This window comes from Streptomyces sp. B3I8, assembly GCF_030816915.1.
Lineage (GTDB): Bacteria > Actinomycetota > Actinomycetes > Streptomycetales > Streptomycetaceae > Streptomyces.
This window is the reverse complement of sequence record NZ_JAUSYN010000002.1, coordinates 3,172,524-3,187,301: the sequence shown is the minus strand read 5'-3', so window position 1 is coordinate 3,187,301 and position 14,778 is coordinate 3,172,524. Positions and strand designations below refer to the sequence as shown.

At 71.3% G+C, this 14,778-nt stretch carries 13 protein-coding genes and 1 riboswitch; of the genes, 9 read left to right on the top strand and 4 right to left on the bottom strand.

The genetic code is table 11. From position 1 onward, the window contains the following. The first annotated feature begins 70 nt into the window (after positions 1-70). The 6 genes from QFZ64_RS16130 (at position 71) to QFZ64_RS16105 (ending at position 8,039) form a co-directional block, all read left to right on the top strand. A complete protein-coding gene (locus tag QFZ64_RS16130; RefSeq protein ID WP_307066356.1) occupies positions 71-1,072 on the top strand; it encodes an ABC transporter ATP-binding protein in 1,002 nt (333 codons plus the stop codon). After that, on the top strand, positions 1,069-1,905 hold the full coding sequence (locus QFZ64_RS16125; RefSeq protein ID WP_307066355.1) for an ABC transporter permease: 837 nt from the start codon (positions 1,069-1,071) through the stop codon (positions 1,903-1,905). The genes QFZ64_RS16130 and QFZ64_RS16125 overlap by 4 nt, the downstream gene beginning before the upstream one ends. A gap of 233 nt (positions 1,906-2,138) precedes the next feature. After that, positions 2,139-2,846: a response regulator transcription factor gene (locus QFZ64_RS16120; RefSeq protein WP_307066353.1), complete on the top strand. Its 708-nt coding sequence runs from the start codon at positions 2,139-2,141 to the stop codon at positions 2,844-2,846. Next, a complete protein-coding gene (locus tag QFZ64_RS16115) occupies positions 2,843-4,426 on the top strand; it encodes a HAMP domain-containing sensor histidine kinase (protein ID WP_307066351.1) in 1,584 nt (527 codons plus the stop codon). The genes QFZ64_RS16120 and QFZ64_RS16115 overlap by 4 nt, the downstream gene beginning before the upstream one ends. A gap of 146 nt (positions 4,427-4,572) precedes the next feature. After that, a complete protein-coding gene (locus QFZ64_RS16110) occupies positions 4,573-6,924 on the top strand; it encodes an MMPL family transporter (RefSeq protein WP_307066349.1) in 2,352 nt (783 codons plus the stop codon). 260 nt (positions 6,925-7,184) lie between these two features. Continuing rightward, on the top strand, positions 7,185-8,039 hold the full coding sequence (locus QFZ64_RS16105; protein ID WP_307066347.1) for an SGNH/GDSL hydrolase family protein: 855 nt from the start codon (positions 7,185-7,187) through the stop codon (positions 8,037-8,039). Between the two features lie 64 nt (positions 8,040-8,103). On the opposite strand, the gene QFZ64_RS16100 is transcribed toward QFZ64_RS16105, so the two are convergent. The 4 genes from QFZ64_RS16100 to QFZ64_RS16085 form a co-directional block, all read right to left on the bottom strand. Continuing rightward, positions 8,104-8,721 (bottom strand): TetR/AcrR family transcriptional regulator, encoded by a 618-nt coding sequence (locus tag QFZ64_RS16100; RefSeq protein WP_307066346.1) that lies wholly within the window; start codon positions 8,719-8,721, stop codon positions 8,104-8,106. Between the two features lie 150 nt (positions 8,722-8,871). Continuing rightward, positions 8,872-9,387 carry a nuclear transport factor 2 family protein gene (locus QFZ64_RS16095; protein ID WP_307066344.1) on the bottom strand — a complete coding sequence of 172 codons (516 nt, stop codon included), beginning with the start codon at positions 9,385-9,387 and terminating at the stop codon, positions 8,872-8,874. 149 nt (positions 9,388-9,536) lie between these two features. Next, a complete protein-coding gene (locus tag QFZ64_RS16090; protein ID WP_307066342.1) occupies positions 9,537-10,925 on the bottom strand; it encodes a trehalose-6-phosphate synthase in 1,389 nt (462 codons plus the stop codon). 123 nt (positions 10,926-11,048) lie between these two features. Beyond that, positions 11,049-11,993, bottom strand: coding sequence for a glucosyl-3-phosphoglycerate synthase (locus tag QFZ64_RS16085; protein ID WP_307066340.1), 945 nt, complete (start codon positions 11,991-11,993; stop codon positions 11,049-11,051). Positions 11,994-12,127: 134 nt separating this feature from the next. Then, positions 12,128-12,290, top strand: a riboswitch (SAM riboswitch). Positions 12,291-12,308: 18 nt separating this feature from the next. Between QFZ64_RS16085 and thrC the strand changes: the two genes are divergently transcribed. From thrC to QFZ64_RS16070, 3 genes are all read left to right on the top strand, one after another. Further along, complete coding sequence (gene thrC / locus QFZ64_RS16080) at positions 12,309-13,628, top strand: threonine synthase (protein ID WP_307066337.1); 1,320 nt, start codon at positions 12,309-12,311, stop codon at positions 13,626-13,628. A gap of 98 nt (positions 13,629-13,726) precedes the next feature. After that, positions 13,727-14,002, top strand: coding sequence for a MoaD/ThiS family protein (locus tag QFZ64_RS16075; protein ID WP_307066335.1), 276 nt, complete (start codon positions 13,727-13,729; stop codon positions 14,000-14,002). Positions 14,003-14,480: 478 nt separating this feature from the next. Beyond that, on the top strand, positions 14,481-14,684 hold the full coding sequence (locus tag QFZ64_RS16070) for a cold-shock protein (RefSeq protein WP_003986833.1): 204 nt from the start codon (positions 14,481-14,483) through the stop codon (positions 14,682-14,684). Positions 14,685-14,778: the final 94 nt, after the last annotated feature.

Here is a 14,778-nt window from a genome sequence, read left to right as displayed (position 1 = left end):
ACGTCGGCAGCCGACAGTGAGCGGGACACGCGACGGTCGCGTGCACCCCCACCACCGGTCTGGAGTCCCGATGATCGAAGTACGTGGCCTGTCGAAACGCTACGGCGAGGTCCTGGCCGTGGACGATCTGACGTTCGCCGTCCGGCCCGGGGAGGTGACCGGGTTCCTGGGGCCCAACGGGGCCGGCAAGTCGACCACGATGCGCATGATCCTCGGCCTCGACGCCGCCAGTTCCGGGACGGCGACGGTGGGCGGACGGCCGTACTCGGCACAGCCCGCGCCCCTGAAGGCGGTCGGAGCGCTGCTCGACCCTGGGGCGGTGCTGCCCAGCCGCACCGCCTATCACCATCTGCTGGCCCTGGCGGCGGGCAACGGGATCCCCCGCGGCCGGGTGGGCGAGGTACTGGCGGAGGTCGGCCTGGAGAAGGTGGCCCGCCGGCGCGCGGGGACGTTCTCCCTCGGTATGCGTCAGCGGCTCGGCATCGCCGCGGCCCTGCTGGGGGATCCCCCGACACTGGTCTTCGACGAGCCGCTCAACGGGCTGGACCCGGAGGGCATCGTGTGGATCCGCTCGCTGATGCGCAGGATGGCGGCCGAAGGACGCGCGGTCCTGATGTCCAGCCATCTGATGAGCGAGATGGAGCTGACCGCCGACCACCTCCTCGTCATCGGCCGCGGAAAGCTGATCGCCGACATGACGATGAAGGACTTCATCGAGGCCCACTCCGAGCGGGAGGTCCTGGTCCGCACCCCGCAGGCCGAGGCGCTGCGCGACATGCTCACCGCGGCCGTTCGGGTACGGACCGAGGGCGCGGACACCTTGGTGGTGACCGGCCTGGAGGCCGCCGAGATCGGAGCCCTGGCGTCGCTCGGCGGGGTGGAGCTGCACGAGCTCACTCCGCGCCAGGTCTCGCTGGAGAAGGCGTTCATGGACCTGACCCGCGATGCGGTGGAGTACCAGTCGTCGGACCAGCCGGGGAACCGGTCGGCGGATCGGCCGGCGGATCAGTCGGCGGATCAGTCGGCGGGCCGGCCGGCCGACGAGTTGGCGAAGAAGAGGACGAGCCGATGACGCGTACCACCGCAACCACCGCAACCACCGCCCCCCTGCGCACCGGACCGGCGAAGGCGACCTTCCGGCACTGCCTGCACGCCGAGTGGATCAAGATACGGACGATGCGGTCGACGGCGTACGTGATCCTGGGCACCCTGGCGTTCTGCCTCGGGCTCGCCGCGCTGAACAGCTCGTCCGCCGGCAGCGAGTTCGCCGACCTCAGCCCCGCGGACCAGGCCTCGTTCGACCCGCTGGCCACCAGCCTGCGCGGCTACCTGCTCGCGCAGATCGCGCTCGGACTGCTGGGCGGCCTGGTCATCACCTCGGAGTACGGCGCGCGCACGGTCGTCCCCACCCTGATCGCCGTCCCGCACCGGGCGCGGGTGCTGGCGTCCAAGGCCGTGGTGCTGGTGGGCGTGGCGCTCCCGACCGGGATCGCGGTGTCGCTGGCCGGGTTCCTCGTCGGGCAGGCCTCGCTGTCCGGCGCGGACGCTCCGCACCTGGCACTCTCCGACGGCGTGGCAGCACGCGGCATCCTCGGTGGCGGCGTGTATCTGGCGCTGGCCGCGCTCTTCGGACTGGCGCTGGGCACGGTGATCCGCTCCACCACGGCGACGGTGACCTCGCTGTTCGGCGTCATGCTGATCGTCCAGGCCTTCGCTCCGGCACTGCCCGGAGGGCTTGGTGACTGGGTGTCGAAGTACTGGCCGCCGATCGCGGGAGGGCAGATCATCACCAGCTACCGTGACCCGGCTCGCTTGAGTCCCTGGGCGGGAGTGGGCGTCATGGCAGGGTGCGTGACGGTTCTGCTGGTGGCGGCGTTCGTCGTCTTCCGCAAGCGCGACGCCTAGGGCCTGTCGCGAAAGTCCCGCCTGCCCCGCGACGCCATGCACGCACTCTCGCCGCAGGACCCGCCCTCCGGGCGGACGACGGGACTTTTGCAACAGGCCCTAGCGGGGCCGGACAGTGAGCACAGCGAAGGCAGCAAGCACAGCGAAGGCAGTAAGCACAGCGAAGGCAGTAAGCACAGTGAGGGCAGCGAGGACCGTGAGGACATGAGAACCATCAGCCGGGGACGGGTGCGATGACGGCGGCACGACGACTGCTCCTGGTGGAGGACGAGCCCACGCTGCGCGAACTGCTGTCCGCCAGCCTGCGGCTGGCCGGCTTCGAGGTGCGGACGGCCGAGGCAGGGGGCCAGGCCCTGCGGGCCGTTCGCGACGAGCGTCCCGATCTGATCGTCCTCGACGTCATGCTGCCCGACTTCGACGGCTTCGAGGTCGCGCGCCGCCTGCGCGCACTCCCCTCCGGACCCGGCGTCGACGGGCACCCGCCGATCCTCTTCCTGACCGCCCGCGACGCGGCCGAGGACCGCATCAGCGGTCTGCGGGCCGGCGGGGACGACTACGTCACCAAGCCGTTCAACCTGGAGGAGCTCGTCCTGCGCATCCAGGCCGTGCTGCGCCGCACCAGCGGCCGCCGCCCCGACGGGCTTCTCGTCGTCGACGACCTGGAACTCGACCCCGACAGCCACCAGGTGACCCGGGACGGCCGGCCGGTGCCGCTGTCCCCGACCGAGTTCAGCCTGCTGCGCGTGCTGATGGAGAACGCCGGGCAGGTCCTGTCCAGGAGCCAACTCCTGGACAGGGTGTGGCACTACGACTTCGACGGTGACGACTCCATCGTCGCCTCCTACATCAGCTATCTGCGCCGCAAGATCGACGCCGGGGAACCGAAGCTGATCCACACGGTCCGCGGCACCGGCTATGTGCTGCGCAGGCCGCCCGTATGAGTGCCGCTCCCGGGCGGGGCCCCATCAGCCGCCTGTCGCTGCGCGGCCGGGTGGTGGCCCTCACGTCGCTGCTGGTCGTCGCCGCCCTGCTGGCCAGCGAAGGCATCCTCGTCACGCTGCTGGAACGGCAGTTGGTGCGGCAGCTCGACGACCGGCTGCGCGTCGCCGTGAAGACGGCGGCGCTGCTGCCGGGCGGGGAGGACGCGCCCGGCCGGACGGCGTCGCGGACCCGCGACGCGCTGGAGCGCGACCTGGCGGGCGATGTGTACGTCGCCCAGCTGGACGCCGAAGGGCGTCTGCTGCGCACTCCGCGTCCGGCCGTCCCAAGCGCCCCGCGGCTCCCGTCCCTCGACACCGCGGCGGTCGCGGCCCACGGCCGGCACCCCTTCCAGGTCCCGGACAAGGGCCACGACGGTAGCGACGACGACGAGTGGCGTGTCGTCGTCGCCCCGGCGGCCCCCGACGGCGGCACCGGGACGGCGGACGAGGTCGCGAGCGTCGTCGTGGCCGGTTCGCTGGCCCCGGTCGACACGACGATCCGGCGCCTGGGCGTGTGGATGCTGGTGATCGACTCCGCGGTGCTCGTCTGCCTGGGCGTCATCGCCTGGTTCGCCGTGCGCGCGGGCTTGCGGCCGTTGCGGCGCATCGAGACGACGGCGGCGGCCATCGCGGGCGGAGACCTGTCGAGCCGGGTACCGCGGCCGGCCACGACCCGCACCGAACTGGGCCGGCTGTCCGCCGCGCTCAACGGCATGCTGGACCGTATCGAGGCCGGTGACGCCGCCCGCTCGGCCGTCAACGCCCGCATGCGCGCCTTCATCGCGGACGCCAGCCACGAACTGCGTACCCCCCTGTTCGGGATCAAGGGCTTCACCGAGCTGTACCGGATGGGCGGCATGCCCGAGCGCGGGGACGTCGATGCCGCCATGAGCCGTATCGAGGGCGAGGCGGGCCGCCTCGTCCGCATCGTCGAGGACCTGCTGCTGCTCGCCAGGCTCGACGAGGACGCCGCCGCCGACGCACATCCGACCCTCCGTCTCACCCCCATGGATCTGCGCACCCTGGCCGCCGACGCCCTGCACGACCTGCGGGCCCTGGACCCCGAACGCCCCGTCACCCTCACCGGCCCGGGCGGCGGTCCGCCCGGCGGCGCCCCCGTGCTGGGCGACGAGTCCCGGCTGCGGCAGGTCACCTCCAACCTCGTCGGCAACGCCCTCGCCCACACCCCGCCGGGCACGCCGGTGCGCATCGGCGTGGGCACGCTGGGGGACCAGGCGGTCTGGGAGCTGAGCGACGAGGGGCCGGGGATCACGGCCGAGCAGGCCGCTCACATCTTCGACCGCTTCTACCGCGCCGACACCGCCCGGGGCCGCACCAGGGCCGGTGGCGCGGGCCTCGGTCTGTCCATCGTCCGCTCCCTGGTGTCCGCGCACCGCGGCCGTGTCGACGTCGACTCCGTGCCGGGAAACGGCGCCACATTCCGCGTCCTGCTGCCGTTGTATTCCGACAGCCTCGACAGCCCCGACAGTTCTGAGCACGACAGCTCTGACAGTCCAGACGGCTCCGACGGCGATTACTGAGGACTACCGGTGGGAGAGGAGACATCCCGCCGAGCCCTACTTGTTTTTGAGTACGCGGCGGCATCGCTGGGGCGGACGACACGAAGAGGCCCTCCCGGAAGGCTGAGAGTCGTTCCCGACAGCCCCGAACAGGGAGATGTTCTCGCATGGCCACTTATCTGCATCGGCTGGGCCGCTGGGCCTTCCAAAGGCGCCGCATCGTGGTGCTGGCCTGGCTGGCGGTGCTGGCCGCCGTGTTCCTCGGGGCGATGAACGCCCCCGAGGCGCCGGACGATTCGGCCTCCCTGCCCGGCATCGAGTCCCAGCAGGCGTTCGACCTGATCAACAAGCGGTTCCCGGGCGCGGAGGCGGACGGGGCCGAGGCCCGCGTCGTGTTCGTCGCGAAGCACGGCGGGCACGTCACCGATGCCGCCAACCGCTCTGCCATCGGGCACTTCGTCGACGCGGTGGCCGACGGGTCCGAGGTCGCCGACGCGAGCAGTCCCTTCGACGCGCACGCGGTCAGCAAGGACAGGTCCACTGCGTACGCCACCGTCACCTACAAGGTCACGAGCGACGATCTCACCGACGCCGGCAAGACGGACCTGACCAAGGCGGTCGAGCAGGCCCGGGACGCGGGTCTGACCGTCGAGGTCGGCGGCTCCGCGCTGGAGACCGAGGCCGGGGAGGGCCTGGGCGAAGTGCTCGGCGTCCTCGTCGCCGCGGTGGTGCTGCTGATCACCTTCGGCTCGCTCGCCGCCGCCGGTCTGCCGCTGCTCACCGCCATCACCGGCGTCTGCGTCAGCCTGGCCGGGATCACCGCCGTCAGCAGTGCCTTCGGGTTCTCCTCGACGGTCGGGGAGCTGGCGATGATGCTCGGCCTCGCCGTCGGCATCGACTACTCCCTCTTCGTGGTCTCCCGCTACCGCGAGGAGCGGGCCGCGGGACACCGGCCGCAGGAGGCGGCCGCCCTGGCCGTGGGTACGGCCGGCAGCGCGGTCGTCTTCGCCGGGCTCACCGTCGTCATCGCCCTGCTGGGCCTCTCCGTGGTCGGCGTCCCGACGCTCACCAAGATGGGCATCGGCTCGGCGGGCGCGGTCCTGGTCGGCGTCCTGGTCGCCCTCACCGCGGTGCCGGCGCTGCTGGGCTTCTGGCCCGACGCGGTGCTCGCCCGCCGCGACCGCAAGGGCGAACGCCCCGCCCGCAAGGTTGCCCGCCGCACCTCCACCCCGCGCCTCGGCCGCCTCCGCGGGAACCGGACGGCGGGCACGCTGAACGGCGCCGGGGCGGCGGACATGCCGACCGCGGCCTGGACGACGAGCGTGCCGGTCCCGACCCCGTCGGAGAAGGCCTCCCGGGGCGTGCGCTGGGCCCGGTTCGTGGTGCGCCGGCCGGTGCCGGTGCTGCTCCTGTCCGTGGTCGGCCTCGGGGCGCTCGCGGTGCCGTCGCTGGACCTGCGGATGGGCATGCCCGGCGCCGAGGCCAAGTCGACGTCGACCACGGAACGCCGTGCCTACGACGATCTCGCCAAGGGCTTCGGCCCGGGCTTCAACGGCCCGCTGACCGTGGTCGTCGACGCCGGCAAGGCGCGGGACCCGGAAGGGGCCGTGGCGACCGTCTCCGACAAGCTCGCCGGCACGAAGGGCGTCGTCTCCGTCTCGCCGGCCCGGTTCAACCAGGCCAAGGACACGGCGGTGATCACCGCGGTCCCGTCGACCGCGCCCACCAGTGAGCAGACGCAGGACCTGGTGCACACCATCCGCGACGAGCGCGCCGCGGTGGAGTCGGCCACCGGCGCCGACATCAAGGTCACCGGCACCACCGCCCTGAACATCGACGTGGGCCAGAAGATGCAGGACGCCCTGGTCCCGTACCTCCTGGTCGTCGTGGGTCTCGCCTTCCTGCTGCTGATGGTGGTCTTCCGGTCGGTCCTGGTGCCGCTCAAGGCGGCGCTCGGCTTCCTGCTGTCGGTCGGCGCGGCGCTCGGTGCGATCGTCACGGTCTTCCAGGAGGGCCACGGAGCCGGATTCTTCGGCGTGGACGAGACCGGGCCGATCATGAGCACCATGCCCATCTTCCTGGTGGGCATCGTCTTCGGCCTCGCCATGGACTACCAGGTCTTCCTGGTCTCCCGGATCCGCGAGGCACACCTGCACGGGGAGCAGTCGGGGCAGGCCGTCGTCACCGGTTTCCGGCACAGCGGCCACGTCGTGGCGGCCGCTGCGCTGATCATGATGGCGGTGTTCGGCGGGTTCATGACGGGCGGCGAGTCGATGGTGAAGATGGTCGGCTTCGGGCTGGCCAGTGCGGTCTTCTTCGACGCGTTCGTCGTCCGGATGGCGTTCGTGCCGGCGGTCCTGGCGCTCCTCGGCAAGCGGGCGTGGTGGCTCCCGGCCTGGCTGGACCGGCTGCTGCCCCGCGTGGACATCGAGGGCGAGGCCCTCACCGAGCAGGCCCACGCACCGCGTGACCCGTCCGGCGACGAAGCGCACACCTCGGCCCCCGCGCGGGTCGTCTGACGAGGGCGTGCGGTGCGGGTCGTGCGACGGAAGTCGCCCGGCCCGCACGCCGAGCGGGCCGCTCACGGACACAGCCCCACGAGCGGCCCGTTCGGGGCGTGCACCCTGCCCACCTCCTCGAGCCGCCGTCACGGCACCGCTCGGAGGAAGCCCATGACCACCCGGGGAGACACACGGCATCATGACTCACCTACGCGTCGTCCTGACCGGCATTCTCCTGTCCGTGGCGGCTCTGACCGTCACCGTCGCCGAGACCCGTCATGACGGCGACACCGCGGGGGACAGCGGCGTGCGTGGCCCCTATGTCGCTCTCGGCGACTCCTACACCTCCGGTCCACGCATACCGGTTCAGAGCGGCCGGCCCCGCCGGCTGTGCCCGCTCCGACCACAATTACCCGGCCCTGCTCGCCGCCGGACTCGAACTGGGGCCGCGCATGTACCGCGACATGAGCTGCAGCGGTGCGACGACGGCGAACCTCGCCTCGCCCCAGCACACCGACGACGGCCTCAACCCCGCGCAGCTGTCCGCCCTTTCCGGCCGGACCCGGCTCGTCACCCTCGGCATCGGAGGCAATGACATCGGCTTCGGCGAGATGCTCACCCGCTGCCTCACCATGGGGACGGTGTACGGCGTCGTCGCTCGCCTCAAGGACGTGTCGGAGGACGCTCCCTGCCGAGAGCGCTACGTCAAGGACGGCACCGACAGCACGCGGCAACGGATGGCCGCTCTCGGGACGAGGCTGTCCGGCCTGCTGGAAGAGATCGGGCGACGTGCGCCCGAGGCGCGCGTGTACATCGTCGGCTACCCCGCGATCCTGCCGCCCGGCGACACCGGCTGCGGACTCGCGCTCCCCCTCGCTCCGGGCGACATCGCCTACCTGCGGGAGAAGGAGCACCAGCTCAACGACGTGCTGCGGCGACAGGCCCGGGCAGCCGACGCCACCTATGTGGACACCTACACCGCATCCCGGGAGCACGGCGCCTGTTCGGCCGGGAACACACGGTGGATCGAGCCGATGATCCCCCGTAGTCCGGCGGCCCCGGTGCACCCCAACGCGCGTGGACAACGCGAGATGGCACGGATCGTCCTGCGTGCCATGAGGGCGACGCGGTGAGCTCGTCCGGACCGTCCGGCTCGTCCGGGCCGGGGACCGACGGGGCCGGCGGAGGCCCCGGTCGTCATCGCTCCGCCGGGTGGTGGGTCAGGGACGCGAGGATGATGCCGCGTGCCGCGTCGACCGTGTCCGTGAAGGCGGCCGGGTCGCGGCCGATGCGTTCGGCGCCCGCGCGCATGACGCCGGACAGCAGTTCCACCGCGAGGCGTACGTCGCCGACGTCGCGGAACTCCCCGCGCGCGATGCCGTCGCGGACGACGTTCTCCACCTCGACCACGATCGCGTTGAACGGGTTGTCCGGCCCCTTCGGCACCTCGGCGACCAGCGGCCCGGAGCCCGGCCGGAACATCAGCTGCATGGCCTGATCCGCGGACGCCTCCAGGAACGCCTCGATGATCTCCCGCATCCGCTCGGCGGCCGGTGCCGCGGACCGCGCCGCGATCGCGGACACACGTGCGACCGCGGGCCGGGCCGCGCGCTCGATCAGGGCAATGACCAGCGCGCTCTTGTCGCCCGCGTAGTTGTACAGCGTGTTGCGCGCGAGTCCGGCCCGGGCCGCGATGTGCCCCATGTTGATCGACTCGTAGTCGCGTTCGAGCAGAAGTTCCCGCATCGCCTCGGCGAGATCGGCCCACACCAGCTCGTGGTGTTCCTCGATGCTGGTTCCCCGAATCCGCGGCATCCGGCCATTCTCCCCCGCCGGGGCGAGCCCCGTACCCCGGGCCCGTACCCACGGGCCGTACCTACAGGCCGTACCTACAGGCCGTACCCACGGGTCCGTACCCACGGCCCGTCCCCCCGCGGGCCGCATCCCGCACCCGCGACACGCCCTTCAGCCCGCCTTCGCCTGCGCGGCGGCCATGGCGACGCCCGCCAGGTGCGGGTTCTCCTGGTACGTCGCGGTGAGTCTCACCCGGCTCAGGCGCCAGCCGTCCGGCGTGCGCATCGCCTCGTTGTCGTAGAAGCCGACCACCAGCCAGCGGTGGGGGCCCTCGCCGGCGAGTTCCTCCGGCAGCCAGTGCTCGGCACGGACGTGCGCGTGGATCCGCGCGCTGTCGCCGTCGATGTCGACGACGTGGCCGGTGATGGCGTGGTGGGTCGCGGTGTAGGCCGCGAAGGCGGTGCGGAGGTTGTCGAGGTAGTCATCGAGCGGCACGGTCATCGGCGGCATGCCGGCCACCGACTCGAAGTCGAGGGTGAGCGGGTCGGTGAAGACAAGGCCGGGCAGCTCGGTGTACTCCTTCCGGTCCGAGATGTCGGCGTAGCGGCCGAGCAATTCGATGAGATCGGCGCGATCGGTGAGGACGGCGAGATCGCCGCGTCCGCCGCGGTCGTTGAGCGCGTTCATGGGGGACTCCCTGTCCGGCGGGCGGCCTCGACGTGGTTCCACGCCTCTAAGCGACACCCTGTCGTAAAAATTACGACAGGGTGTCGCGAAAAACAAGCGAGGCCGCTTGGGGGCCTGTCCGGGCCCCGGACCCGGTCCTCAGCCCCCGCTCAGCCCTCCAACGCGTGCAACTGGTCCAGGAACCACCGCGACGGCGGCAGCGCCGTGCCCGCCGCCGCCAGTCGCTTCGACCGTTCGACTCGCTCGGCCGCCGGCATGGACAACGCCTCGTGCAGCGCCTCCGCCGTCGCGACCACGTCGTACGGGTTCACCACGATCGCGTCCTCGCCCAGTTCCTCGTACGCCCCCGCCTCCCTCGACAGCACCAGCGCGCAGCCCTCGTCGGAGACGAGCGGCACCTCCTTGGCGACCAGGTTCATCCCGTCCCGTACGGGGTTGACCAGCGCCACATCGGCCAGCCGGTAGGCCGCGAGCGACCGTGCGAAGTCGTCCTCGACATGCATCAGGACCGGTGTCCAGCCGTCCGTGCCGTACCGGGCGTTGATCGACTCGGCCACCCGCCGCACCTCGTCGGTGTACTCCCGGTACACCGCGAGGTCCTGCCGGGAGGGGTAGGCGAACGCCACGTGCACCACCCGCTCGCGCCACTCGGGCCGCGAGGCGAGCAGTTCCTCGTAGGCGCGCAGTCCGCGCACGATGTTCTTCGACAGTTCGGTCCGGTCGACCCGGACGATCGTCCTGCGGTCCGGGCCGATCTCCTCGCGCAGCGCCGTCATCCGCTCCGCCACGTCGTCCTCGTGCGAGCGGGCGCGCAGGAAGTCGGCGTCCGCGCCGAGCCCGTGCACCCCGATCCGGGTGTCGCCGAGCCCGCCGGCCACCGCGTCCGCGCACGCGGTGAAGGCGTCCGCCCAGCGGTGGGTGAGGAAGCCGAGCCGGTCGGCGCCGAGCATGCCGCGCAGCACCTGCTCGGCGATGTCGTCGGGGAGCATCCGGAAGTAGTCGACGGGCGCCCAGGGGGTGTGCGAGAAGTGCCCGATCCGCAGGTCGGGGCGGAGTTCCCGGAGCATTCCCGGGACCAGGGTCAGGTGGTAGTCCTGGACCATCACGACCGCGCCCTCGGCCGCCTCCTCGGCGAGCGCCTCGGCGAAGGCCCGGTTGTAGGTCTCGTACGAGGCCCACTGGCGCCGGAACTCCCGATCGAACACGGGTTCCAACGGGGTCTGGTACAGCATGTGGTGCACGAACCAGAGCACGGAGTTGGCGATGCCGTTGTAGGCGTCCGCGTGCACGTCGGCCGGCACGTCCAGCATCCGTACGCCGTCCTCGCCGACCCCGCGCCGCACCGCCTCGCGGTCACCGTCGCCCAGCGCCGAGCACACCCACAGCGCGCCCGCGTCCGGCCCGATGGCCGACAGCCCGGAGACCAGCCCGCCACCGCCCCGCCTGGCGTGCAGCGAACCGTCCTCCCGCACGGCGTACGAGACGGGCCCCCGATTGGAGGCGACCAGCACCTGAGCAGCACCGAACCTTGAAGCCATACGCCTCAACCTAGCCCGGCCCCCGAACCCTCAAACGTGCACGGACACCTCACCGCACCGATTCCGTCACACGACCTGTGCATACAACGGGTGTAAGCGGCCGGCCCATGCCCCGCCCTCCCCCTACGCCACCTTCCCCGCCGCGTACTCCGCGATCTCGGTCATCGGCGGGCGCTCCTCCGTGTCCACCGGATGGGTGCGCGGCTCGAAGCCCTGCGGGCCGCGTTCGAACTGGGTGAGGGCGGGGCGCAGAAGGTGGCCGCGGGCCAGACGGAGCTGGGCGGTGCGGTAGATCGCGGCGGCCATGCGGCCCAGTGCCTGCCCGTCCTGGTGGCGGTGGTGGCGTACGCCGACGTCGACCTGGGCGAGCGCGTCGAGGCCGACGGTGTGCAACGCGTCGACCAGCATGCCGAGCTCGACGCCGTAGCCGACCGGGAACGGGAGCCGTTCGAGCAGCGAGCGGCGGGCCGCGTACTCGCCGCCGAGCGGCTGGACGAAGCCGGCCAGCAGCGGCCAGTGCATGTTGAGCAGTGGCCGGGCCATCAGCTCGGTGACCCGGCCGCCCTGTCCGGCGGCTCCGGCGAGCGGGCGGTCGTACATCGCCTTGACCAGGTGCACGTCGGGGTCGGTCAGCAGCGGGCCGACGATGCCGGTGACGAAGTCGGAGGAGAACGCGCGCAGATCGGCGTCGACGAAGCAGACGAGGTCGCCGCGCGTGACCAGCAGCGAGCGCCACAGCACCTCGCCCTTGCCGGGCAGGGCCGGGATGCGCGGCAGGATCGCGTCACGGTGCACGACCCGGGCGCCCGCCGCCGCGGCCACCTCGGCGGTGCGGTCGGTGGAGCCGGAGTCGACGACCACGATCTCGTCGACGAGAGGCACCCGCCGGACCAGGTCGCGGCGGATCGTCGCCACGATCTCGCCGACGGTCGCCTCCTCGTCCAGCGCCGGGAGCACCACGCTGACCGACTGGCCGGTGGCCCGCTTGGCGGCCATGACCTGCTGCAACGGGCGGTCCGCCACCGACCACGAGCGCGCCTTCAGCCAATGCTCGACTTCCTGCAGCACGGTCGGTGGCTCCTTCGTGATCCATCTCGCGGTACGGACGACTCGTCCAAGTGTCCTGGCCTTCGGTTACAGTCTTGAACAACGCAGATGGCCGTCGCATGCCGGGGGCCACCGGCGCCACCACAACCGAATACCGCTCATCCAGAGGGGCAGAGGGAAACGGCCCGATGAAGCCCCGGCAACCCTCCAGCCGGCACTCGTAGATCGCTGATCAATCCCGATCACTCCGCGAGGCTCCCGGCTAGGGAAGGTGCCAAATCCGTCTCACGGCGAGATGCGTCGTGAGGAAGATGAGGAGAAAGGGCCTCGCCTCACATGGCTGTGCAGACTGTCGAAGACACCACCGGCTCCACCACTTCTGCCACCTCCGCCCCTTCCGCCACCGGGTCCGTCGATCTCGGTCCGGCCGCCGCGCTGAGCTGCCGCGAATGCGGCCACCGGGTGCCGCTCGGTCCCGTGTTCGCCTGCGAGGAATGTTTCGGGCCGCTCGAGATCGCCTACGACTTCTCGGGTCACGACACCGAGGAACTGCGCCGGACCATCGAAGCGGGCCCCGCGAACATCTGGCGGTACGCCCCGCTGCTGCCCGTCCCGGCGGACGTGGCGACGAAGCCGAACATCAACCCCGGCTGGACCAAGCTCGTCAAGGCCGACAACCTGGCCCGTGAACTCGGCGTCACCGGCGGGCTGTACATCAAGGACGACTCCGGCAACCCGACGCACTCCTTCAAGGACCGCGTCGTCGCCCAGGCCATCGAGGCCGCCCGTGCCTTCGGCTTCACCACCCTGTCCTGCTCCTCCACCGGCAACCTGGCCGGCGCGGTGGGTGCCGCCGCCGCCCGGGCCGGCTTCCGCTCCTGCGTGTTCATCCCGCACGACCTGGAGCAGGGCAAGGTCGTCATGGCCGCGATCTACGGCGGCGAGCTCGTCGGCATCGAGGGCAACTACGACGACGTGAACCGTTTCTGCTCCGAGCTGATCGGCGACCCGGCGGGCGAGGGCTGGGGCTTCGTCAACGTCAACCTGCGGCCGTACTACGCCGAGGGTTCCAAGACGCTGGCGTACGAGATCTGCGAGCAGCTCGGCTGGCGGCTGCCCGACCAGCTCGTGGTGCCCATCGCCTCCGGCTCCCAGCTCACGAAGATCGACAAGGGGCTGCGGGAGCTGATCGAGCTCGGGCTCGTCGAGGACCGGCCGTACAAGATCTTCGGCGCCCAGGCGGAGGGCTGTTCGCCGGTGTCGACCGCGTTCAAGGCGGGCCACGACGTCGTACGGCCGCAGAAGCCGGACACGATCGCCAAGTCGCTGGCGATCGGCAACCCGGCCGACGGCCCCTACGTGCTGGACATCGCACGCCGCACGGGCGGTGCGGTGGAGGACGTGAACGACGAGGCGATCGTCGACGCGATCCGGCTGCTGGCGCGGACCGAGGGCATCTTCGCGGAGACCGCCGGCGGTGTGACGGTCGGCGTCACGCGCAAGCTGATCGAGGCCGGTGTGCTCGACCCGTCGCTGACGACCGTCGTCCTCAACACCGGTGACGGCCTCAAGACGCTGGACGCGGTGGCGGGCACGGGGCTCACCGCGACGATCCGGCCGTCCCTGGAGTCCTTCCGGGAGGCGGGGCTCGCGTAGCCCCCGCGCGGCCCTCGCGCGGCAGGACCGGCCGTCCCCCCTTCCCCACAGCGCCCCCCTACGGGCACCCTCGCACCCGACCGGAGGTCATCACCCCCATGAGCGTCACCGTTCGCATCCCCACCATCCTGCGCACCTACACCGGCGGCAAGGCCGAGGTCGACGCCGAGGGCACGACCCTCGGCGAGGTCATCGCGGACCTGGAGAAGAACCACACCGGGATCGCCGCCCGGGTCCTGGACGACCAGGGCAAGCTGCGCCGTTTCGTCAACGTGTACGTCAACGACGACGACGTCCGCTTCGAGCAGGGGCTCGACACGGCGACGCCGCAGGGTGCGGGCGTGTCGATCATCCCCGCGGTCGCCGGCGGCTGAGACGGGCGTGGCGGGCGGGACGCGCCGGACGGCGTCCACGTTCCGCGTCCCTTACCCTCGGTAATGCAGATCACTCAGCGTAGAACGAATTACCCCCTCCGCGAGAGAAGCGGAGGGGGTAATTCTGTATGATTGAGCGCGATACAATTGGGGAACGCACCCCGGATTTCCGAGACCGGGCGACGGCAATCTTGTCGGGCTTCCGACAAGAAGTAGCCAAAGTGTGCAGGGCTTTTGCGTCCTATGCGCCTTTTGTGCGGTCCGACTTGCCCTGAATTCGAGCGAATTCTCCGTACATTCCCGACCGGTCGTGCCCAGATTTCTCGTCCGACTGACCTGTTGCACACGGCAGTTGGACAGATACATTCAGCCGCGGTCGACGCGTTCCGGCGCACGCCCCCAACCGTTGGGGGGTGAGGTCTGACCCGGATCCGCGAAGTGCGGATCCGTGCAAGGGCCAGTAATAGGGGAGTTAGGCATGGCTCAGGGCACCGTCAAGTGGTTCAACGCGGAGAAGGGGTACGGCTTCATCGCGGTCGACGGTGGTGCGGATGTGTTCGTCCACTACAGCGCGATCCAGATGGACGGTTACCGCACTCTGGAAGAGGGCCAGCGGGTCGAGTTCGAGATCTCGCAGGGTCAGAAGGGGCCGCAGGCGGACATGGTCCGCGTTGCCGGCTGACGCGCGCGCCGACTGAAAGTTCGACGTGAACGAAGGGCTCGTGGGCACCGTCGGGTGCCCGCGGGCCCTTCGGTCTGTCCGGAACCGGGGCGGC

Bases quoted from the DNA above. Each gene is read 5' to 3' on its own strand.
- QFZ64_RS16130 (WP_307066356.1), top strand. From the start codon at position 71: ATGATCGAAGTACGTGGCCTGTCGAAACGCTACGGCGAGGTCCTGGCC.
- QFZ64_RS16125 (WP_307066355.1), top strand. From the start codon at position 1,069: ATGACGCGTACCACCGCAACCACCGCAACCACCGCCCCCCTGCGCACC.
- QFZ64_RS16120 (WP_307066353.1), top strand. From the start codon at position 2,139: ATGACGGCGGCACGACGACTGCTCCTGGTGGAGGACGAGCCCACGCTG.
- QFZ64_RS16115 (WP_307066351.1), top strand. From the start codon at position 2,843: ATGAGTGCCGCTCCCGGGCGGGGCCCCATCAGCCGCCTGTCGCTGCGC.
- QFZ64_RS16110 (WP_307066349.1), top strand. From the start codon at position 4,573: ATGGCCACTTATCTGCATCGGCTGGGCCGCTGGGCCTTCCAAAGGCGC.
- QFZ64_RS16105 (WP_307066347.1), top strand. From the start codon at position 7,185: ATGACGGCGACACCGCGGGGGACAGCGGCGTGCGTGGCCCCTATGTCG.
- QFZ64_RS16100 (WP_307066346.1), bottom strand. From the start codon at position 8,721: ATGCCGCGGATTCGGGGAACCAGCATCGAGGAACACCACGAGCTGGTG.
- QFZ64_RS16095 (WP_307066344.1), bottom strand. From the start codon at position 9,387: ATGAACGCGCTCAACGACCGCGGCGGACGCGGCGATCTCGCCGTCCTC.
- QFZ64_RS16090 (WP_307066342.1), bottom strand. From the start codon at position 10,925: ATGGCTTCAAGGTTCGGTGCTGCTCAGGTGCTGGTCGCCTCCAATCGG.
- thrC (WP_307066337.1), top strand. From the start codon at position 12,309: ATGGCTGTGCAGACTGTCGAAGACACCACCGGCTCCACCACTTCTGCC.
- QFZ64_RS16075 (WP_307066335.1), top strand. From the start codon at position 13,727: ATGAGCGTCACCGTTCGCATCCCCACCATCCTGCGCACCTACACCGGC.
- QFZ64_RS16070 (WP_003986833.1), top strand. From the start codon at position 14,481: ATGGCTCAGGGCACCGTCAAGTGGTTCAACGCGGAGAAGGGGTACGGC.